A 22,321-nucleotide genomic window follows, 5' to 3' on the forward strand; every position below is an offset into this window, starting at 1 on the left:
TTTAAGGGAGGAACTAGGAGGGATCGTCGAGGACTGAAACTCAAGTGCGTAACTCCTAACTACCAAACGGTGTGAGGGAATGTAGGTGGAGCGATGAAGGTAGATAAATTGTGTCAAAGTTTGCTGCTAACAAGTGCGATAACCCTAACGGGATGCTTCGCTTACGCGCTTTTGCTCGGCACTCCAGCAAAAGGCGAGGAAATGGCAGCGCAGATTCGAGAAGTTGACAAAAATATTTTACAGCCAAACGAAATTAGACTTCCAACGACAAGCGCTCAAATGTTGGAATCGCCAACACCAACTAACCCACCTGCCGTCCTGCCTAACCAAGAAGGGAAGGGAAGCATTGTATCAATTACGGGAGTTGTGACAAATCCCACCGATAAAGGTGTAGAGATAATTCTACAAACTACTCAGGGTAAAGTGCTTCAGCCTGTAACTCTGGTTTTGGGCAATACGTATATTGCGAATATTCCCAACGCTGTACTAGCACTTCCTCAAGGAGAATTTCGCGCCTATAACCCTGCAAGCGGCATTACTCGCGTAGCTGTGACTCAAGCTACCGCTAATAGTATTCGAGTCGCGGTGACGGGGGAAACAGCTTTGCCACAAGTGCAATTATATGACGCTCCAAATCAGGGGTTAATTTTTAGCTTCACGCCAGGTACATCTGCTGCTCAGACTCCGCTACCACTGGGTGAAACCCAACCAGGAAAACCAACGGCGCAAACTGACGAGCAGGAAATTGTAGTAACGGGGGAGCAAGATGGCTATCTCGTCCCCGATACCAACGTGGGAACGAGAACCGATACACCTTTGCGAGATATTCCGCAATCAATTCAAATTGTCCCGCAACAGGTGCTAGAGGAACAACAAGTTAACACCTTAAATGAAGCATTCAAAAATGTTCCTGGTGCGACTCAAACCGCTCCTAATTACATCCCTGGATTTGCTGGTTTTACGATTCGAGGATTTTCTGTTGGCGACTTTGGACCAAACGTCACTAGAAACGGATTAAGTGTCAGACTTCCAGCAGGTACAAACGCAATTTTCTCTAACATCGAACGGGTTGAAGTTCTCAGAGGACCTGCTTCAGTTCTATTTGGTGAGGGCGATCCTGGCGGAACAATTAATATTGTCACCAAACAACCCCTGCGCGATCCTTATTATTCGGTTGAAGCCACTATTGGCAGCTATGACCGTTACGGAGGTGCGATCGATTTAACTGGTCCGTTGAATGATTCCAAAACAGCATTGTATCGACTAAATGCCTTTTATGAATCTGCCGACAGTTTTGTCGATTTTAGCGAGTTAGAAACCTCAGCAGTTGCAGGTGCTTTAAAGTTTGAACTTGGCAAAAATACCGATCTAAAACTGGATTTAGAGTATAGCAAAATAAATCAACGTGAGTTCGACGAATTAAAAAATAGCAGGAGGTAAGGCAGGTAAGCCTTTGGGTTGCAAATCTAGAGAAGGTAACTTGGGCTGATAAGTATAAGCTACCAAGCCTGACAAGAGATTGACCAGGAAATTAAACACGCTGCGATGGCGGGAATGCTGAATCTGGCAGATGTTTTTGAGTTGATCGTTGACAGATTCAATCAGTGCTCGTTTACGCAAGAAAATCTTGTCCATTAACTTCACCAGCCGTTGTTTCATCTTCTTCTTTGACTTGGTGACTAGTTGCAGACCTCGCTGGTAAAGTTGCTCAAACAACTTTTGGGAAATGTATCCACGGTCGCCAAAGAGCTGACCAATCAAGTCTTGAGTCAAGTCTGGCACGGGTTGTCTGTCGTCAGTATTAGCTGGGGTGAGCTGAAACGCTAATAACTCCCCTTGCTCATTGATAATCAGGTGAAGCTTAAAACCAAAATGCCATCCTACGGAATTTTTGCCCCAAGCAACTAAGTCTTTGAAGACTTTGTGTGCATGAGCACGTCTGGGATGACACACCTCGATAGGTGTAGAGTCAATGAACTGGATGCCGGTAATTTCGCCTTTACGGGTGTGCAGGAAACAGCATAGCAGCATCAAGCACCAAGGCATTAACTCTACAAAGCGGTTATAGCTGACTAGATGAGGAAACGCCTTGCGCCAATGGGGTTGCACCGTCAGCGTATAGAAATCCTTAAATGTTCTTGCTCCAGACCCATGAAAGGCAATCACGATGGTCATGATTTCACTTAGCTGCATCTGCGAGCGGCTCCGTTTCTCTCCTAGCATGGAGGGCAGTTGTGACTGCTGTTGCCATAACTGTTCAAATTGCTGACAAAAATCATCCACATCACAGAAAATCTGGGTCAGGTCGAGACGCGATACGATAGAGTCCATAGCTGAGACTAAAATGATTACTTACCTTTAAACATAGTCTCAGCTTTCCTTTTGCGCTTCTACAAACTCGTCGAACTCACGTTAAATCAGAGTTATCCCTCTGGTCTTCCCGCTATAGGAACTGTATTACCTAACCCAAACGGAGAAATTAAGCGCGATCGCAATTTTGCCAGCGAAGATAGTGAATATAGTCCAGAGGTTTTCCGAGTTGGGTACGACCTAGAGCATCGCTTGAGTGAAAACTGGTCGTTGCGAAATGCTTTTTACTATTCCTATCTTTATCAAAAAATTAGAGGTGTCCGTCCTGCTAGCCTCGAACCCGATTTCAGAACTTTACAGCGTGAAGGTGACGATCGCGATTCCAAGGAATATATCTTCGATCTCTTCACAAACGTTGTTGGTAAATTTTCCACAGGCGCGATCGATCATCAGCTGCTATTTGGTGTCGATTTGAGAAAATATAATTCTAGCAGCTTTGCCTTGAGGACTTTCCAAGGAACGCCCATTGACATTTTTAACCCAGTTTACAGTTCCCAAAGACTTGATATAGTTGACCGTCCTTATGACGATGAAACATCAATCAATTTAATAGGTATTTATCTTCAAGATCAAATAACCTTGGCAGATAATTTTAAATTACTGCTAGGTGGTCGATTTGATGCCTTTGACCAAACTGACGAAGATCTGATCGAAGATACCGAAACATCTCAATCTGGAGATGCGTTTAGTCCCCGTTTGGGCATTGTCTATCAGCCTCTACCGCCAATTTCGCTCTATGCTAGCTATACTCGGTCGTTTTCCCCCACTATTGGTAGATCTGTTGATGGCGAGCCATTCCAGCCAAGTCGCGGGACGCAATATGAAATTGGAGTCAAAGCAGATATTAACGATCGCCTTTCTGCCACACTTGCATTGTACGACTTAACTCGCACTAACGTTACTACTGCTGACCCAGATAATCCTGACTTTGAAATTCAAACAGGAGAACAAAATAGTCAAGGTGTCGAGCTATTTGTTTCGGGTGAAATTTTACCAGGATGGAACATTATTGGCGGTTATGCCTATACCGATGCACAGATTACACAAGATGAAACGTTTGCAATTGGTAATCGAATTAATAATGTGGCAGAAAGTAGCTTCAATTTATGGACGAGCTATGAAATTCAATCTGGGAATTTGCAAGGATTGGGCTTTGGGATCGGATTTTTCTATGTCGGCGATCGCCAAGGAGATTTAGACAATTCATTTACGTTACCTAGCTATTTTCGCACTGATGCAGCGATCTTTTACAATCGCGGACAGTTTAGGGCAGCACTGAACTTTAGGAATTTATTTGATGTAGACTATTTTGAATCTGCTTATGGCGATCTGAGTGTTTATCCTGGGGAACCTTTCACCGTTCTAGGAACAGTTTCCTGGCAATTCTGAGTAGTTATTACATTCATGAAAATCTCTTTACGCCGCTTTGCCTATCTAGTATGTTTGGGAATTGTAATGGTAACGCTGGTTTCGACTTGTAACGCGATCGGCGATCGCAGCCTTACACGCTCAAAACCACTGGTAGAGAATTGTCGGTTCGTGAAGCATGTGATGGGTGAAACTTGCATTCCTCGCAATCCTCAACGTGTCGTAACTCTGAGGACAGATACTTTCGCTAATAGTTTGGCATTAGGGATTAAACCTATTGCATCAGTGTATATTGAATTAGCCAATCCTATTCCTAATTATCTTCAAGATAAAGTAGATGGGATAGAACTTGTCGGAGGACATGACGCTCCTAATTTAGAAAAGATTTTGCGACTTAAACCCAATCTAATTCTGATTGGTTCTTATTACGCAAAAGCTATTTATAAACAATTATCCCAGATTGCGCCTACAGTTGTATTGAATATTCCTTATCCTCCTCCTTCTTGGCAGCGGCAATTAGAGGAACTGTCTCAAGTATTAGGTAAAGAAGATGTGTATCAGCAATTAATGAATGATTATTGGCAGCGAATTGAAAAACTCAAAAAAATATTAGGCATTGGCGCAGCCTCTCCAAAGGAGAATCGCCGCCACACCCTCAAGATATCTGTTGCCAGTACCAGTTCGCAATATGGAATTTGGGCATATGGAGAAAAGCATTTTTCTGGAACGGTGCTAAAAGATCTTGGATTGCAACGTCCGCGATCGCAAACGGGAAATTTCTTCTATGTAGAAAACCTGTCAGAAGAGACAATATCTGAGATTGATGGAGATGTTCTCTTCTTTTTAACTTGGGATGATAAAGATGATAAGAAGACGCTAGAAAAGCTCCAACAAAGACCCTTATGGCGACAGCTCAACGTCGTGCAGCGCGATCGCGTTTATTTTGTAGGTCAACATTGGCATAGTTCAGATATTTTTGCAGTTCATGCCATGCTGGATGACTTGTTTAAGTATTTAGGTGAAACACCTTGAATGATTGTTTCTTGAGAACGATATACAAATAGCGATCGCCATCGTTCAACTCATCTGCGAGAACTCTGCGATCGCGACATCCCTCATCGTTATAGCGGTTTTCAATTGGATGCAATACACATCTGGTAGGGGCGCACGGCTGTGCGCCCCTACAAATATCATCCACACAATCGAGAATTGCTATTAAGCCTATGCAAAAGACTGCTAATCCCAAGTTATCGATCCGCAGTCACTTTTCTTATAGTCAATTTCGTGCCACAATTAAGAGTAGTTCTCATTTAAATTAGAGAGATGTAGCTAGCTAGAGTGCCGAATGCCAGGGCGATCGCTGTAACTATAGGTTTTTAATGATGAAATTAATTATCATTAAACTATGACAAAAACTCTGACAGATACAGATGAGCAAGAACTGTGGGCAGAAAGCGAGCAAAATGGTACGCTTTCTAGTCAGTCGAAGGGTTTTGAAACTATCACGCTCGGAAAGTTTTCAGATATCTGTAACATCTATAGTTGTTCGACAGAATTACGCAGTGGATTATCTATTGCGGTAGACGAGGTAGAGTTTATTGATGACCTTGTGTGGATGAAAGATAAATCGGATAACTTACGATTTGGGTTAAGTTTTTTTCTGTCAGGAAAAGTGACGGTTGAACGTCACGGTTTAATCGATAAAACTGATGAATCAGTAGGTAAATACTATTCGGAATGTAACTGCAATCTTCAAGAAACTGAGTGGTGGAAAGCCGGAGAGAAGTTCTCACGAATATATCTAAGAATTGAACCACAGCAATTTTTTCAAAGTTTTGGCGAAGTAGATTTAGAACAGATACCAATTTACTTGCGCCAAGCCGTAATTGGCGATTGCATCCAGCCTTATTACCAGCAAGAAAAAATCACGCGGCAAATGCAGCGAGTGTTACGCCAGATTTTACAGTGTCCGCATCAAGGCTTGATGAAGCGGATGTATCTGGAAAGTCAGGTAATGGAATTGATGATGCTTCATTTCCAGCAATTTCAGGAGCAGGGGAAATGCGATCGCAACTTTCCAGCTAGAAATTTGAGCGATGTGGAAAAAATTTATCAAGCCAAAGAAATTTTACTGAACAATTTAGAAAATCCGCCTAGTCTGCTGGAATTAGCAAGGCAAGTCGGGTTAAATGACTTCAAATTAAAATGTGGATTTCGGCAAGTTTTCGGCACATCTGCATTTAAATACTTGCACGACTATCGGCTGGAGAAAGCCAGACAACTTTTAGGATCGGAAGACATGAAAGTTGAAGAAGTGGCATTTAGAGTTGGTTTTGATAGTCGCAGCTACTTTGCTTCAGCTTTCCGCAAAAAGTTTGGTTTGAATCCCAAACAATACTTGCAGCATTGCCAAAAATCCCGCTAGCGTTCAGAAAAAAAATCCCGCTAACGTTCAAATTAGAAATACCGATCGCCTACTATACATACACTGCCAGTTTAGTTAGGAAATTTTCTTAATACTGTCTTGTGGTGTGAGGGAGTGTAGGTGGAGCGATGAAGTTAGATAAATTATTTCAAAGTCTGCTACTCTCAGATCTTGCAGCAAGTGATTTGAATGTCAAAACCAAGGGAGCGTGCTAGGGGTGTGAGGCGTTTGCTCTCCAGCAGCAGGAGCAACACCACTAGTTGAGGCAGTAATGCTTCAAGTGCCAGTTGAGCCGCCTTACCCCAATCAGGTGAGTCGGTAGATGCAGTAGACAAATAAGCCCAATGTGCTAACAAATAAGCTAAAAGTGACAATACCAGCCAACGGTAGACACCTAGCAATGTGCCCTGACCAAATTGGTCTAATCCAAACCGATGTTTAGCAGTTTTGAACCATCCCTCAATCTGCCAACGCTTTTTGCCCCAGTAATTGATAGTACTAGCTTTAAGTGGTTTGGTAGAGAGGACAAAGCGCTTTTCCAGCCTACCGTCGTCACGCTTGAGATAGTACCAAGACAGTGAAACTGGAAACTTTAATTTTACCAGTCGCACTTGTTGTCCCCGCCTGCATAGTTGCTTAACATTGCGCCCATCTTGTAGCTTGCGGTCACAGCGTACTCCGGCAATGGCGTGATATTTTAATTTACGTATACCATGTAAAAATTCGGCACTACCAAAGGCTGTATCTACTAAAATCATGAGCTGAAAGTGTTGACTCAGCAATGAAGGTAAGCTTTGTACAAGTCGTAGCCCCAACTGTGCTGGTGAGGAATGATTTTTCCCTCGGTAAACTCGAAAATTCCACGGCACGCGCCATTGACCCACTACTAGATACATCACGACTAGGTGTAGCCCACGTTTGCTATGGAAGACTCGCACTAATCCATCCAACAGCTTGAACTTGCCGCGTTTTTCTAGGGTGGTTAAGTCGATGATGACTTGTAAGATGGGTCTACGTCCAATTCGTGGCTGTGACAGAATTTGCTGCAGGACAAAGGAGCGGGTACTACGAATCAGCCGACGAGTTGACCAGGGGTAGACGTTGAGAAACCGACTTAAGGCACTGGCTGATTTAGTTTTGCATTGTTGGGGCAGAGGATGTCCTTGAGCTTGTAAAAATAATCCCAGCAAGGCTTGTAGGCTATCTCGTTGATAGTGGCTCGGCATCAAATCAAGTAGGGTGTAGACTAGCCCTTGGGCGTGGGCAAGAAGGGTTTCCATCGTTCTTGCATTCAATTGGTTTCACGCCCTTTTCTCTCATTGAAACCTACTCTTTCGCAACTAGAGTATCTGTACTGGTGCAAGATCTAAGCTACTAACAAGTGCGATAACCCTAACGGGATGCTTCGCTTACGCACTTTTGCTCGGCACTCCGGCAAAAGGTGAGTCAGTAGGAGCGCAGATTCGAGAAGTTGACAAAAATATTCCCCAACTAAGCGAAATTGAACTTCCCGCGACAACCGCTCAAAATTTGGTACAGCAACCAACCAACGAAACTTCAGGGGAAGTTATTGCGATTACGGGAGTTACGGCTAATCCCACCGATAAAGGTGTAGAGATCGTTCTACAAACCACTCAGGGCAAAGTGCTTCAGCCTGTAACTCTGACTTTGGGCAACACATATATTGCAAATATTCCCAACGCCGTACTAACACTACCACAAGGAGAATTTCGTCAAGATAATCCTGCAAGCGGAATTACTCGCGTGGCTGTGACTCAGGCTACTGCCAATAGTATTCGAGTCGCGGTGACAGGGGAAGCAGCTTTACCACAAGTGCAATTATATGACGCTCCCAATCAGGGGTTGATTTTTAGCTTCACGCCAGGTACATCCGCTGCCCAGACTCCGCCAGCGCCAGAAGATGACGAGCAGGAAATTGTGGTGACAGACGAGCAAGATGGCTATCTCGTCCCTGATACCAACGTGGGAACGAGAACCGATACACCTTTGCGCGATATTCCCCAGTCGATTCAAATCATTCCGCAACAGGTGCTAGAGGAACAACAAGTTGACAGCCTCAATGAAGCAATCAAAAATGTCCCTGGTGTAATTCAAAATACTCCTGATGACACCCCTATATTTAACTCGTTCACAATTCGGGGATTTGATGCTGGTGAGAATCAAAACTTTACCAGGAATGGATTGAAATTGCGATTTGCAAATTCGACAACAGCAATTTTCTCGAACATCGAACGGGTTGAGGTTCTCAGAGGACCTGCTTCAGTTCTATTTGGTGGAGGTGAACCTGGAGGGACAATTAATATTGTCACTAAACAACCCCTGCGCGAGCCTTTTTACTCGGTTGAAGCGTCTGTTGGCAGCTACGATTTTTATCAGGGTGCGCTCGATTTGACGGGTCCATTGAATGATTCCAAAACAATTTTGTACCGACTGAATGCCTCTTACGAATCTGCCGAAAGTTTTGTCAATTTTGTCAATCGAGAAATCTCAGCCGTTGCAGGTGCTATAAAGTTTGAACTTGGCAAAAATACCGATCTAACCTTTGATATACAGTATGTTGGAGCTACGCAGCGTGGCGGTTCTGGTCTTCCCGTTGAGGGAACGATATTACCGAACCCAAATGGCGAAATTCCTCGTAATCGCAATCTCGCAGAACCAGATAGTAGATTTATCATAGATAGGCTCATTGCTGGGTACAACCTAGAGCATCGCTTTAGTGAAAACTGGTCATTGCGAAATGCTTTTTACTTTGCCGACAATAATTATAGAATCAGAGACAGCGTTGCTGCAATAAGCCTCGAACCCGATCTAAGAACTGTAGAGCGATTCGCTGATGAGGTTGATACCAGGGATCAAACCTTTGATTTCGTGACGAATGTTGTGGGTAAGTTTTCTACAGGAGCAATTCAGCATCAACTTCTACTAGGTGTCGATCTCAGCCGATTTGATTCTAGATTCTTTACTGATGGGGCTTTCCGAGGAACACCCATCGATCTTTTTGACCCAGTTTACAGTACGGAGATACTTGAGCGAACTGACCCCCCTAGCGAAACCACCACTTTAACCGATTCGTTGGGGATTTATCTTCAAGACCAAGTCACCATAACAAATAATCTCAAGTTATTACTGGGTGGTCGATTTGATGCCTTTGAGCAAACTGAGGAAGATCTGCTCGAAAATACTGAAACATCTCAATCTGGGGATGCTTTTAGTCCGCGTCTGGGCATTGTCTATCAACCCATCGAGCCGATTTCGCTCTATGCCAGCTATACTCGCTCTTTTGCCCCAAGTTATGGTAGGTCTGCTGATGACGAACCATTTGAGCCAGGACGCGGGACGCAATATGAGATTGGAGTCAAAGCAGATATAAACGATCGCCTTTCTGCCACGCTGGCATTGTACGATTTAACTCGCACTAACGTTAACACCACCGATCCTGATAATCCTAACTTTGAAATTCAAACAGGAGAACAAAATAGCCAAGGTGTCGAGCTATTTATATCTGGAGAAATTTTACCAGGATGGAATATTATTGCAGGCTATGCTTACACTGATGCGCGAATTACACAAGATGAAACGTATGAAGTTGGTAATCGAATTAATAACGTGCCAGAAAGTAGTTTCAATTTGTGGACGAGCTATGAAATTCAATCAGGGAATTTGCAAGGATTGGGTTTCGGAATCGGATTTTTCTATGTGGGCGATCGCCAGGGAGACTTAGAGAATACCTTTACCTTACCCAGCTATTTTCGCACTGATGCGGCTATTTTCTACAAGCGCGGTCAATTCAGAGCAGCGCTTAACGTCAACAATTTATTCGATGTCGAGTATTTTGAAAATTCTAATTCTGGTCTGAGTGTTTATCCAGCAGAGCCATTTACCGTGCAAGGCAAGGTTTCATGGGAGTTTTGAGTGGTTAGTACATTCATGAAATCTCTGCACCGTCTCACCTGTTTTTTGCTTTTAGGACTCTTAGCAGTAACTCTCATTGCCGCTTGCAACACTGCTAGTAATACCCGCGTGACAAATACCCATACTACAAATGACCAGCCGCAAGTGGGGAATTGCCGAATCATTCAGCACGAATTTGGCGAAACCTGCGTCCCACTAAAACCACAGCGGATTGTTGCCTTAAACCCTGACATTAATCTCGATCCTCTAATCGCTCTCGGGATCGAGCCAATTGGTTACACGTCCGATCGCATCAAAGGGAAAGAAGTTCTTTCTGGTGTATCGCTTGATGATGTGAAAGGAGCTACGAATGTTGGGAAGCCAGATCAGCCTTCAATCGAAAAAATTTTCATGCTCAAACCGGATTTGATTTTAGCAACAAAGTACCATCCGTATCAATTCTTATCCGCGATCGCACCTACCGTTGTAGTGCCTTCTCCGAACCTTGAGATGGCAGGTCATGAAGCATTCTTTAAGGAAAATCTACGATATGTAGCCAAAGTTCTTGGTGAAGAAACAAAAGCTGAGTCAGTTTTAAGTCAATATCAGAAACGAATTGAAGACTTGAAGCAACGCTTGGGAAATCGGTTGTCACAAATCAAAGTTTCCGTAATTTATTATATTCATGGTCTTGTTTATACACCAGCAAAAAACTATGATGCAACTGCTGATGTTCTAATCGATCTGGGGCTACACTATAAACTGCCACCTTCTGGTAAGTCCTTCAGCATTGAAAGCGTCGATGAATACAACACTGACATCCTATTTATTATTAATCTGGAACGAAAGCCACTCAGCTTTTTTCTTCAACATCCTATATTTAGTCGCCTCAAAGCAGTCAAAAACAATCGAGCTTATCTCGTGCCTTTAGAAAGATGGGATACCAGGGGGATTTTAGGAGCGAATCAAATCTTGGATGACTTGTTTAAATACCTGCCGGAAAATACATAAAATCTCTGTTTTCTTGGACAATCCAATTAATGTCACAATAACTGAGTCATCGATCGCCTTTATACATTCATTGTTAACACACTTTAAACTATGTCCAAACACGTTCTCTTTGTCTGCAAATCCTGTCACCGTGGCTCTGAAGAACTACCAGAAGGTCAGCCTGCTGATGGCGTTATGTTGCTTGACAGAATCAACGATTTATGCAGTGAAGAATTCTCATCTGATGAAGTTGAAATTCAGCCAGTTGGATGTTTATGGGCTTGCTCTCAAGGCTGTGTGGTATCGGTATCTAGTCAAGACAAACCAACATATCTGTTTGTCAATCTTTCACCATAAGAAAGTGCAGCAGCATTAATAGAGTTTATGCAATTATATATATCGCCATCTAATTTGCGATCCAAAAAGCATCCACTTCTACGATTGTTAGGCTACGCCAAAAACTACCGTCCTCAAATCTGGATTGCTGTCACCTGTACGATTCTCAACCAACTCTGCGACCTAGCGCCATCCTATCTAATCGGTGTTGCAGTCGATGTGGTAGTAGAAAAAGAGAATTCTCTGATTGCTCAAATTGGCATAACCAACATCATTGGTCAACTAGCAATACTATCCCTATTAACTCTATTAGTTTGGAGCCTAGAATCGCTATTTGAATTTCTGTACGATCGCCTCTGGCGCAACCTTGCCCAAACCATCCAACACGAATTACGCCTCGATACCTACAGCCATTTACAAGAACTAGAACTGAGCTATTTTGAAGAACGCTCCACCGGAGAACTTCTCTCGATTGTCAACGATGACATCAATCAATTAGAAAGATTTCTCAATTTTGGCGCAGCAGAAATTCTCCAATTTCTCACCGTTGTTTTGGCTGTGGGTGGCTCGTTTATTCTGATTGCTCCTAGTGTGGCTCCTTTCGCAATTCTGCCGATTCCTTTCATTTTTTGGGGTTCATTTGTTTTTCAAAAACAACTCGCTCCCCGCTATGCAGATGTACGCGAAAAAGCGGGATTTATTAGTAGCCGTTTAGCCAACAATCTCTCAGGCATTGCGACAATTAAAAGCTTTACTACCGAAGACTACGAGCGCAGCCGTGTCCTTGATGAAAGCGATGCTTATCGACGTAGTAACAAAAAAGCGATCGCCCTTTCTGCTGCTTTTTATCCGTTAATTCGCTTCCTAGTTGTCGTAGGTTTTATCGCTACGCTATTTTTTGGTGGTATAGCTGTAGCAAACAATCGCCTCACCGTAGGAACTTACGGTTTCTTGGTATTTATCGTACAGCTATTACTTTGGCCCTTTGCCTCTTTAAGCCAAATTATGGACGAGTATCAAAGAGCAATGGCTTCGATCCGTAGGGTGATGGGATTGTTAGATACCCCGATCGCGATTGGGGGGGGCGATCGCACCTTACCATTAACAGTAGTACGCGGTGAAGTGCAGATAGAGAATATCGCCTTTGCCTACAAAGAGCGCCACAAGATCTTGAAAAACTTATCGCTGCATATTCCCGCAGGAGCGAATATCGGTATTGTCGGTGCGACGGGTTCGGGGAAAAGTACGCTCGTCAAACTCTTGTTGCGCTTTTACGAAATTCAAAGCGGACGCATTAGGATTGATGGAGTCGATATTCGAGAATTACAACTACGAGAACTGCGACGTTGCATTGGTTGGGTGAGCCAAGATGTATTTTTGTTTCACGGTACGGTAGCTCAAAACATCGCCTATGGTAACTTAGCAGCCAGCGACGAAGAGATCGTCCATGCTGCCAAATTAGCCGAAGCACATGAGTTTATTGTGGAGTTGCCGCAAGGGTACGAGACGATTGTGGGAGAACGGGGACAGAAGCTTTCTGGCGGACAAAGACAGCGAATTGCGATCGCCCGTGCGATTCTCAAAGACCCGCCCATACTGATTTTAGATGAAGCAACGTCTGCGGTAGACAACGAGACTGAAGCCGCAATTCAAAAATCCCTGACCAAGATTACTCAAAACCGTACCACAATTGCGATCGCTCACCGCCTTTCCACAATTCGTCACAGCGATCGGATTTACGTGATGGATCGAGGTGAAATTGTCGAGCAGGGTAAACACGAAGACTTACTAGCACTTAATGGCATTTATGCTAGTCTTTGGCGAGTGCAGTCTGGCATTTGATAACGCTGTCAAGTTCCTTGACTTCTCAGCAGCAAATAGAGATTATTGATATTATTTCTCGTTAGTCTGCACTGCAATCTCCCATTCTCCTATGAGCCTTGAGCTGACCGAACAAGAGGTAGAGAAAATTTGTATGGAAGCCGAGCAGCAGTGTCCGCCAGTAACTTCCATAGATCGCCTGGAAACAATCTACAGCGTACCAACCTTGGTGGGCAGTGGCTACAGTCGGGACATAAAACTGTATCCTAGTTTGGAACTGTGTATTTTCCACGAAACCTATCGCGATCTGACAATAAAGGTACCAGAGAACAGGCATCTGGTGCAGTTTAAGGTGCTTTTATCAGGAGTGGAAGATAGTGGAAACCACGTATTAATCGATGCCAAGCAAAGTTATGTTGGTGGTAGCGGTATTCAACGCCGCCTGAAGGTGTTTTTGCCTCAGTCCCAACCCCAGGTTGGAGTTAATATTCACATACAGTCACACTTACTGAGTCAGTTTTTTGCCACACCAACAGGAGAACTACCCGCAGAACTGCAACCTTTAGTACGCGGCGACGACTGGCAGCAGGTGTTTTCTCCCAAGACTACGGAGGCGATGCGATTAGTAGTGCAGCAGATCGTTGACTGCCCGTTTTGGGGGGCAACCAAGCGGCTCTATTTACAGGGCAAGGTGTTTGAGTTGATGGCGCTACAGCTTAGTAGTATTATGTGCGATCGACAGTCTGCACCAGAGACATCGCTGAAGCCCAGCACGATCGCTCGGATTTACTATGCAGCAGAAATTTTGCGATCGCGCCTAGAACAACCACCCTCACAGACAGAACTGGCGCAGCAAGTAGGAGTGAGCGATCGTACTCTCCGGCGAGGCTTTCAAGCATTATTTGGCACAACTGTGTGGGGCTACCTAACCGAGCAACGGCTGATCCAGGCAGAACAGCTTTTGCGCTGTGGCAACTTGACCGTTGCTGAGGTAGTTCATCGCAGTGGCTACAGTAACCAAGGACACTTTGCTGCTGCCTTCAAACGCAAATTTGGCATGACTCCCAAACAATGCGCGATGGGCAAGAAATTGGCTCAAGAATAGGATTTGCTGAGGTCGCGATTTATTGTCATGATTTGGGCAAAATTACTGAGCTAAAAATGTCCGGTTCGGGATCTATTTCCGGTTTTGAGTAGACACAGCGCGATCGACTTCTCTACACTGCCTTTTACTGCAATCGATAAAAGTTGGCAAGAAGGCGTTTTTTCAGGTGTGAGGAATTGAGATGCGCGTTTGGTGGTTTGCGGATTTAATGCGACTGGGATCGATCCTGGTATCGGGAAGTTTAGTTGGTGCGTTAGCTTTGCCTAGTTGGGCGCAAGTTTCTGCTTACCAAGGAGAGCAAGCCGCAGGGGAAATTGAGGGGAGTGCAAAGCCTCGACTAACAACCAACTCTCAACAAGGCGTTGGCGAAGCCCGCCGAAGGCATCGCCCTGCTACCACTGTTGCAGAATGGCTTGCCCAATCGCCTTCTGCCACCGGCTCTCAACTCCCAACTCAGATCGCTGGAGTTCGCCTAAATCCCACCAAAAACGGCATTGAGTTGATTTTGGAGACTACAAGTGGCGAACCATTACAAGTCTTAACTTCTAGTTACGGTCAAACCTTTGTTGCCAACATTCCCAATAGCCAGCTAGCACTACCAGAGGGAAAAGCGTTTCGTGCTGACAATCCGGCAGTAGGAATTGCCACCGTGACTGTAACCCAGCCAACTGCTAGCGGGATTCGAGTCAGTGTAATTGGTAAAACTGGTGTACCTACGACGCGAATAGTCCAGAGCAATCGCGCTTTGGTATTCAATTTATCTGCACCCGTCAATCCTACAGTCGTCAATCCTACAGTCCAACCGCCACAACTGCCCTTGTCACAGGGGGAAACAGCGCAGCCACAACCCCCTACCAAACCAGAGCAAGTAACACCAGCGCCAGCCACGCCTCAACAGCCAACTAAGCCAGCGCCAGGGGGAGAGGAAATAGAAATTGTGGTAACGGGAGAGCAGGAAGGCTATCGCATCCCCGATGCCAGTATAGGAACCAAAACTGACACGCCCTTGCGCGATATTCCCGCATCAATTCAGATAGTACCGCAACAAGTGCTGCAAGAGCGGCAAGCGCGAAGCATCGCCGATGGATTAGAAAACGTCAGTGGCGTAGCTCCGATTACTGGTCCTGCGGGGACTCGAAATTATTTTACAATCCGAGGCTTCGCTTATAATAACTTCCTTGTCAACGGCATCCCCGACCCACAAATAAGTAGTGATGGTAGCTTTGCCAATATAGAACGGTTAGAGGTATTGAAAGGACCTGCCTCCGTCTTATATGGTGAAACTGGAGAAGGTTCTATCGGCGGTCTTGTTAACTTTGTTACTAAGCAACCGTTGCGCGATCCGTTTTACGAAGTGAGTGTAAGTGCTGCCAGGTTTGACGACTATCAAGGGATAATTGATTTCTCTGGACCCCTCAACGATTCCAAAACGGTTCTCTACCGCTTCATCGCTTCCTACCGGAATAGTGAGAGTTTCATTGACTTTAACGAATCTCAAGAGTTTTTCGTCGCTCCTACTTTGAGCTTCAGCCTGGGTCAAAATACTGACCTGATTGTGGAGGGCGATGTCAACGCTATGGAACGAAACGGACAGCAACCCTATGGAGTGCCAGCTGTAGGGACTGTGCTACCGAATCCCAACGGGGAGATCGACCGTAGCTTTAACCCCACAGGACCCCAAACAGATAACCTAACCATCAATGGCAGAGTTGGATATCGCTTGGAGCATCGATTTAATCAAAACTGGAAGCTTCGTAATGCATTCCGATACACATTCTACGATGATGACGATCGCGATGGCGCACCTAGTTTCTCTGGCGAAAGCCTAGCTGAAGATAACCGTACGCTCAATCGAGCTGCTAGTGTTGGTAGCCAGTTTTATGATTTCTACTACCTCAGTACCGACCTACTTGGCGAGTTCCGCACTGGTTCGATTGACCATCAACTCCTGTTTGGCTTCAGTTTGAGTCGAAATGAAATCGAGCTTACCTTTGAACAAGATAGTCCTGCCGCTCCGGTGGATATCTTCAATCCAGTTTTCGATCAAACCTTTGTTCGTTCCGGTATTCTTGAAACAGACAGTTTGACAACTAGAGATACGCTCGGTATTTATCTCCAAGATCAAATTGCACTGGCAGAAAATCTGAAACTTTTGCTAGGCGGACGGGTCGATTTCTTTGAGGAACGCGCCCTAGATCGATTTGCAGACGAGGAAACAACGCAATCAGATACAGCATTTAGTCCGCGTGTGGGGATTGTCTATCAACCGATCCCAGCGATTTCGCTCTATGGCAGTTTTACTCGCTCTTTTTCGCCAAGTATTGGTGTATCTGCTAGCGGCGACCCATTTGTGCCAGAGCGCGGCAAGCAGTATGAGGTGGGCATTAAAGCAGATGTCAACGACCGACTTTCGGCAACCCTTGCCCTCTACGATTTGACCCGCTCTAATGTCACGTCAACAGATCCAGAAGATCCTGACTTTTCGATTCAAACTGGAGAGCAGAACAGTCAAGGCATTGAATTGGATGTTAGGGGCGAAATTCTACCTGGATGGAACATTATTGGTGGTTATGCCTACACCGATGCCAAAGTCACAGAAGACACTGAGATTCCCGTTGGTAATCGGTTATATTTAGCACCCGAACACATGTTTAATCTCTGGACATCATACAAAATCCAAACAGGGAGTTTGCAAGGTCTGGGATTTGGTTTAGGCTTCTCCTATATTGGGGAGCGACCTGGAGATCTGGAAAATTCTTTCGATCTACCCAGTTACTTCCGCACCGATGCGGCTATTTTCTACGAACGGGATGCATTTCGTGCCGCACTCAACTTCCGCAATCTTTTTGATGTGGAATACTATTCAGGTGCTTATTCTATAGATAGGGTTTTTCGAGGCGACCCTTTCACCGTCCAAGGAACGGTTTCTTGGCAGTTTTGAGCGATCGCTAGATTCATGAAAATCTGTTTACGCCGCTTTGCCTATCTAGTATTTTTGGGAATCTCGATGGTAACATTGGTTTCGGCTTGTAATATAGTTCACGATCCTAATATTGCTAGCGATAAACAGCCTGTTGAGAATTGCCGAACCGTGCAACATATCATGGGTAGCAGCTGCATTCCTCGCCATCCTCAACGAGTAGTAACTCTTAATAGTTTTGAAAATACTTGGGCGTTAGGTATCCGTCCTATTGCATCGGCTTATGTTACAGGTTTTCCTATACCCAAATATCTTCAAGGTAAAGTAGATCGAGTAGAATCTGTCGGAGACTATAATAATCCGAATATAGAAAAGATTTTGAGACTTAAACCAGACCTAATCATTTCTGGTTCCCAGTTGAAAGGGATTTACAAACAGTTGTCTTATATTGCCCCTACAGTAGTACTCAATACCCCCTTTCCTTCACCCCCTTGGCAGGAGAGTTTAGAGGAACTTGCTACTATTTTGGGCAAAGAAGAAGTGAGCCAGCAATTCATAGATAAGTATTGGCAACGAGTGGAAAAACTAAAGCAAGCTTTGGGCGACCGCCATAAAACTATGGTGGTATCTATTGCCAATACATCTTCAGAATATGGTATTTGGTCTTATGGAGAAAAGCATTTCTCTGGGTCAGTATTGAAAGATATTGGTCTGCAACGTCCCAGCTCGCAGAGAGGGGATTTCTTCTATATTGAAAATATATCCAAGGAAAAAATATCAGATCTTGATGGAGATGTTCTTTTTTTTGCATCTTGGGAAAGAGAAGACGATAAGAAAACATTAGATAAGCTCAAACAAAGTCCTTTATGGTCACAACTCGAAGTCGTTCAAAAAAATAAAGTATATCTTGTCGGCACACACTGGCATAGCTCAGATATTTACGCAATTAATGCTATCCTCGACGATCTAGAAAAGTACCTCGTCAACACACCTTAAACTATGCCCGACGATCGCACTCTGTTTGTCTGCAAATAGAAGCGAGCGCGCTTTTGATTCTTCTACTTTTAACCCACTGCATAATCACTCATTTCACGCATAAAAGGGGGATAAAAACCTAACACAATATCTTGCTTTGGCACGTCTAAATTTACTAAATCATCTGCAATATCATGCTCCGTTGAGTTGTAGAGAATCCAGATTTTCTCATTCCGAATATCGAGATGCATTACACAATGATGTACCCACCGCTTATGATGCCAACCCAAATGCACAATTTGATAATGATTTCTCTGGGTATCAAAAATAGTTTCAACTTCAAGCTCGCCGTAAGCAGGCTTACTTTGGGCATAGCCCGTTAGTAGTTGCTGCACAATTTGTTGATAATGCGTTAATTTATCTGTCAATTTTTCCATAGGACGAGCTGCTCCATTTGAATATCGTAAACAATCAGTTTCACATGATTTTCTTGCAGCATTGAAACTGGAAAATCAAGTTGAAAGAAGCTGTTATAGATAAAATCGGGTACGGCTAAATAGAGAACGCGATCGGGATCTTCACGACGCAGTGCTGCTCGATAGTTAATAAACTGCCCCAGTGCTGTATGAAACTCTGAAATTGCCGATGCACTAGCTAGAAAACTTTTGACTTCAACCGCAATCTTTTCACTTCCTCGCTCCGCTGCGAGTAATCGTTCTGCTCCTAAGTCGATTTCCATCTCTACACTGCCTACTTTAATCTGAAGCGGATCGTGAGTCACATTCCACCCATCCTTAACAAGAGCCGTCTTAACAACTTGATGAAAACGCTCTTTGGCAGCCACGACAAACGATCGAACTTAAAATTTCCTCTTTTAACCTATCACAGAGGTTTCAAACAACACGACGATTCGTTACAGTCATTGCATTTACGTGATGTATCAAGACGATCGCCCTACTCGATCGCAAAGACTTACTAGCACGGAATGGCATTTATGCTAGTCTTTGGCGGATGCGATTTGGCAACAATTAACCATCGCTCGGTCATTTACCTGTAGAATTATTGTCAATAGTTGGCAACTAGCGTTCAAATTCTAGCTCGATAAGTCAAACTACGCATTCCCAATGACAAAAATTGACAATGTCAAAAGCGATCGCCAGCTCACCTAAAGGAGCGAACAAGCCCAAACTATCGCCCTTAGTTGGTCTAATCGTCGGGCTAGTCATCTTGCTCGTTTGCTTTTTGTACAGCATCAGTTTAGGCGCAGCAGAAATACCTCTAGCTCAGATTTTGGCATCTTTTACTGCTTTTGATGGTTCCTACAATCACTTAATCGTCCAAACTGTACGATTACCGCGATCGCTCATTGCTCTACTTGTCGGTTCTTCCCTAGCAGTAGCGGGAGCGTTAATGCAAGGCTTGACGCGCAACCCTTTGGCAGATCCAGGAATTTTAGGGATTGAGTCGGGAGCAGCACTAGCTGTAGTGGCGACAATTTTTCTGCTTGGCAGTTCTAGCTTGAGCGTTTTAACTCTTGCTGCCATGCTAGGTGCAGCAGCCACGGCAATTTTAGTCTACTTTCTCGGTTCTCTGGGACGGGGAGGAGCTACGCCACTGAATCTCACTGTAGCAGGTGCGGCGCTGACGGCTTTGATTTCTTCTCTGACTACGGCAATCTTAATTGTCAGCCAACAAACCCTAGAAGAAATTAGATTTTGGCTAGCTGGTTCGCTGGCAGGACGCGATACTGAGATTCTATGGCAAGTATTACCTTTTCTTGGAGTGGGTTTAATCGTCGCATTTGCTTTGGGTAGACAAATTACGACAATGAGCCTGGGTGAAGATGTGGCAAAAGGCTTAGGTCAACAGACTGCTTGGGTCAAGATTGTTACGGCGATCGGCGTGGTTTTACTGGCAGGAAGCTCGGTGGCGCTAGCCGGACCAATTGGCTTTATCGGCTTAGTCGTTCCTCACATGGTGAGATTTTTTATTCCCACCGATTACCGTTGGATTTTACTTTATGCAGCAGTTGCAGGGGCAACTTTACTCTTGGTGGCAGATGTAGCAGCGCGTGTCTTACTCAAGCCGCAAGAATTACCCGTAGGGGTGATGACAGCAGTAGTTGGCGCTCCCTTTTTTGTCTACTTGGCTAAGTCAAAGGTGAAAAAATGAAGTTGGATTGGCTAGTCATCCGCTCGCAGTCGCTCTCCTTTCGACTCGATCGCCGCGTTCCACCAGTGCTACTGTGTTTAGGGGCGATCGCCTTGGTGGGGATGGTGATAAATGTAGGACGGGGTGAATATCCGATCGCGCCGTTAGATATCGTTAAAACTCTGTTGGGTTTGGATACGGGAAACCCAGACCATAATTTCGTCATTAACGTCCTACGTCTACCCCGCACGCTGGTTGCTTTGATGGTAGGTGTAGCATTTGCCATTTCCGGCACGATCTTTCAAAGTTTGACCCGCAATCCTTTGGCTGACCCTAGTATTATTGGCATCAATGCAGGGGCAAGTCTGGCAGCCGTGACGGTTATTGTCCTATTTCCGGCAGCACCCATTTACACCTTGCCCTTATCAGCTTTTGCCGGTGCTTTACTAATGGCTGTTTTAATTTACTCGCTGGCTTGGAACAACGGTAGTTCGCCGATTCTGTTAATTTTAATCGGCGTTGGTTTATCGGCGATCGCTGGTGCTTTTACTAGTTTGCTGATTACGTTTGGGCAAATTGATGACGTGAGTAGTGCTTTAGTTTGGTTGGCTGGCAGCGTCTACGGACGAACTTGGGAACAAGTCTTTTCTTTCTTGCCTTGGTTAATTATTTTCGTACCGCTAGCGTTGACAAATTCCAGACATTTGAATGCATTGAACTTGGGAGATGATGTTGCCAAAGGTTTAGGCAGTCGCGTGGAATGGCAGCGCGGAATGCTGGTGTTAGTCGGTGTAGCCTTAGCGGGTGCAGGAGTCGCCACTGCTGGCACGATTGGCTTTGTTGGTTTAATCGCACCTCATTTAGGTAGACAGTTGGTAGGGACAAACCATCAAGGGTTAATTCCAACATCAGCACTGTTGGGGGGAATTATTGTGGTTTTGGCAGATTTGCTCGGACGAACTTTGTTTGCACCGCTCGAACTGCCTTGTGGAGTGGTGACTGCTGCTATCGGCGCTCCTTATTTTCTCTATTTATTAATTCGCCATCGTCAAAAATAAAGCTGATGAAAGGATTGTCTACCAAAAATCTCTCTCTTGCTTACGACGGTGCGCCGATTGTGCGTGACTTAAATTTGGCAATTCCAACTGGACAAATTACGGCGTTAGTCGGTGCAAACGGCTGTGGTAAATCAACGTTGTTAAGGGGACTGGCAAGATTGCTCAAACCCATTGGTGGTGCAGTTTATCTCAATAGCACTTCAATTTTGCAGCTTTCCACTAAGGAGGTAGCCCAGCAGTTAGGGATTTTACCTCAAGGTCCAGTTGCACCAGAAGGATTAACAGTGCGAGATTTGGTAGCGCAAGGGCGTTATCCTTATCAAAATTGGTTGCAGCAGTGGTCGGTACAAGATGAGAAAATCGTCCAACAGGCGCTCTCGATTACAGATTTGCTAAATCTGGCAGAGCGATCGCTCGATACTTTATCTGGCGGACAACGACAGCGAGCTTGGATTGCAATGGCGCTAGCACAAGATACGGAGATTTTACTTTTGGACGAGCCAACGACTTTTCTCGATTTAGCCCACCAGGTAGAAGTTTTAGATTTATTGTACGAGTTGAACCAGATCCAGGAACGGACAATTGTGATGGTATTGCACGACTTAAATCAAGCGTGTCGTTATGCCGATTATTTAGTTGCTGTCAAAGATGGTCGAATTTTTGCGGCTGGAGCGCCACAGCAGGTCATGACTGAGGAAATGGTGCGAGAAGTGTTTGGCTTAGAGTGTCGGATTGTGCCTGACCCAGTGGTGAAAACACCGTTGTGCGTACCGATAGGACGTAAGGGGGAAAGGAAATTACAAACAAAATCTTCCGACTTGCAATTTGACTAAAAATATAGCTAAATCGTCTACTTTTTCCCGATCGCACTAACTAAAACATACCAGTCA

At 44.7% G+C, this 22,321-nt stretch carries 19 protein-coding genes; 14 read left to right on the forward strand and 5 right to left on the reverse strand.

What is annotated here, in order from left to right; all coding sequences use genetic code 11:
* Positions 1-93: 93 nt before the first annotated feature.
* Positions 94-1,440, forward strand: a complete 1,347-nt coding sequence (locus tag CHRO_RS17740) for a TonB-dependent receptor plug domain-containing protein (RefSeq protein ID WP_245570492.1) — start codon at positions 94-96, stop codon at positions 1,438-1,440.
* Here CHRO_RS17740 and CHRO_RS17745 read toward each other — a convergent pair.
* Entirely contained in the window at positions 1,420-2,331 is a 912-nt protein-coding gene (locus CHRO_RS17745) for an IS982 family transposase (protein ID WP_015155615.1), read from the reverse strand. The two genes, CHRO_RS17740 and CHRO_RS17745, sit on opposite strands and share 21 nt — an antisense overlap.
* Positions 2,332-2,382: 51 nt before the next feature.
* On the opposite strand from CHRO_RS17745, the gene CHRO_RS17750 reads away from it, so the two are divergent.
* Positions 2,383-3,759, forward strand: coding sequence for a TonB-dependent siderophore receptor (locus CHRO_RS17750; RefSeq protein WP_245570493.1), 1,377 nt, complete (start codon positions 2,383-2,385; stop codon positions 3,757-3,759).
* 15 nt (positions 3,760-3,774) lie between these two features.
* Positions 3,775-4,770: an iron-siderophore ABC transporter substrate-binding protein gene (locus tag CHRO_RS17755; protein WP_015155616.1), complete on the forward strand. Its 996-nt coding sequence runs from the start codon at positions 3,775-3,777 to the stop codon at positions 4,768-4,770.
* Here CHRO_RS17755 and CHRO_RS32460 read toward each other — a convergent pair.
* Positions 4,745-4,984 (reverse strand): hypothetical protein, encoded by a 240-nt coding sequence (locus CHRO_RS32460; RefSeq protein WP_181824191.1) that lies wholly within the window; start codon positions 4,982-4,984, stop codon positions 4,745-4,747. The two genes, CHRO_RS17755 and CHRO_RS32460, sit on opposite strands and share 26 nt — an antisense overlap.
* Positions 4,985-5,143: 159 nt before the next feature.
* On the opposite strand from CHRO_RS32460, the gene CHRO_RS17760 reads away from it, so the two are divergent.
* Positions 5,144-6,163 (forward strand): AraC family transcriptional regulator, encoded by a 1,020-nt coding sequence (locus tag CHRO_RS17760; protein WP_015155617.1) that lies wholly within the window; start codon positions 5,144-5,146, stop codon positions 6,161-6,163.
* A gap of 164 nt (positions 6,164-6,327) precedes the next feature.
* Here the strand turns inward: CHRO_RS17760 and CHRO_RS17765 are convergent, their stop codons facing one another.
* Positions 6,328-7,443 (reverse strand): IS701 family transposase, encoded by a 1,116-nt coding sequence (locus tag CHRO_RS17765; protein ID WP_015152474.1) that lies wholly within the window; start codon positions 7,441-7,443, stop codon positions 6,328-6,330.
* Between the two features lie 139 nt (positions 7,444-7,582).
* On the opposite strand from CHRO_RS17765, the gene CHRO_RS17770 reads away from it, so the two are divergent.
* The 7 genes from CHRO_RS17770 to CHRO_RS17795 all read left to right on the forward strand — a co-directional run bounded on the left by CHRO_RS17770 (position 7,583) and on the right by CHRO_RS17795 (position 18,243).
* Entirely contained in the window at positions 7,583-10,096 is a 2,514-nt protein-coding gene (locus tag CHRO_RS17770) for a TonB-dependent siderophore receptor (RefSeq protein WP_015155618.1), read from the forward strand.
* A 15-nt stretch (positions 10,097-10,111) separates the two neighbouring features.
* Positions 10,112-11,086 (forward strand): iron-siderophore ABC transporter substrate-binding protein, encoded by a 975-nt coding sequence (locus CHRO_RS17775; protein WP_015155619.1) that lies wholly within the window; start codon positions 10,112-10,114, stop codon positions 11,084-11,086.
* Positions 11,087-11,176: 90 nt separating this feature from the next.
* Positions 11,177-11,422, forward strand: coding sequence for a DUF1636 family protein (locus tag CHRO_RS30630; RefSeq protein WP_015155620.1), 246 nt, complete (start codon positions 11,177-11,179; stop codon positions 11,420-11,422).
* Between the two features lie 27 nt (positions 11,423-11,449).
* The gene (locus CHRO_RS17780) at positions 11,450-13,243 is read left to right on the forward strand and encodes an ABC transporter ATP-binding protein (protein WP_015155621.1); all 1,794 of its coding nucleotides are present in this window, start codon (positions 11,450-11,452) and stop codon (positions 13,241-13,243) included.
* A 91-nt stretch (positions 13,244-13,334) separates the two neighbouring features.
* Positions 13,335-14,327, forward strand: coding sequence for a helix-turn-helix transcriptional regulator (locus tag CHRO_RS17785; RefSeq protein ID WP_015155622.1), 993 nt, complete (start codon positions 13,335-13,337; stop codon positions 14,325-14,327).
* Positions 14,328-14,508: 181 nt separating this feature from the next.
* On the forward strand, positions 14,509-17,268 hold the full coding sequence (locus CHRO_RS17790) for a TonB-dependent siderophore receptor (RefSeq protein WP_015155623.1): 2,760 nt from the start codon (positions 14,509-14,511) through the stop codon (positions 17,266-17,268).
* 15 nt (positions 17,269-17,283) lie between these two features.
* On the forward strand, positions 17,284-18,243 hold the full coding sequence (locus CHRO_RS17795) for an iron-siderophore ABC transporter substrate-binding protein (protein WP_015155624.1): 960 nt from the start codon (positions 17,284-17,286) through the stop codon (positions 18,241-18,243).
* A gap of 68 nt (positions 18,244-18,311) precedes the next feature.
* On the opposite strand, the gene CHRO_RS17800 is transcribed toward CHRO_RS17795, so the two are convergent.
* Positions 18,312-18,659, reverse strand: coding sequence for a XisI protein (locus CHRO_RS17800; RefSeq protein WP_015155625.1), 348 nt, complete (start codon positions 18,657-18,659; stop codon positions 18,312-18,314).
* Positions 18,647-19,066: a XisH family protein gene (locus CHRO_RS17805; protein WP_015155626.1), complete on the reverse strand. Its 420-nt coding sequence runs from the start codon at positions 19,064-19,066 to the stop codon at positions 18,647-18,649. Before CHRO_RS17805 ends, CHRO_RS17800 begins: the two co-directional genes overlap by 13 nt.
* Before the next feature lie 296 nt (positions 19,067-19,362).
* Here CHRO_RS17805 and CHRO_RS17810 point away from each other — a divergent pair, with 296 nt between their 5' ends.
* Genes CHRO_RS17810 through CHRO_RS17820 form a run of 3 tightly spaced genes read left to right on the forward strand, consistent with a single transcriptional unit; the run spans position 19,363 to position 22,264 of the window.
* Positions 19,363-20,394 carry a FecCD family ABC transporter permease gene (locus CHRO_RS17810; RefSeq protein WP_015155627.1) on the forward strand — a complete coding sequence of 344 codons (1,032 nt, stop codon included), beginning with the start codon at positions 19,363-19,365 and terminating at the stop codon, positions 20,392-20,394.
* A complete protein-coding gene (locus tag CHRO_RS17815) occupies positions 20,391-21,431 on the forward strand; it encodes a FecCD family ABC transporter permease (protein WP_015155628.1) in 1,041 nt (346 codons plus the stop codon). Before CHRO_RS17810 ends, CHRO_RS17815 begins: the two co-directional genes overlap by 4 nt.
* A 5-nt stretch (positions 21,432-21,436) precedes the next feature.
* Positions 21,437-22,264 (forward strand): ABC transporter ATP-binding protein, encoded by an 828-nt coding sequence (locus tag CHRO_RS17820; protein WP_015155629.1) that lies wholly within the window; start codon positions 21,437-21,439, stop codon positions 22,262-22,264.
* Positions 22,265-22,321: the final 57 nt, after the last annotated feature.

Source organism: Chroococcidiopsis thermalis PCC 7203, assembly GCF_000317125.1.
Classification (GTDB): Bacteria; Cyanobacteriota; Cyanobacteriia; order Cyanobacteriales; family Chroococcidiopsidaceae; genus Chroococcidiopsis; species Chroococcidiopsis thermalis.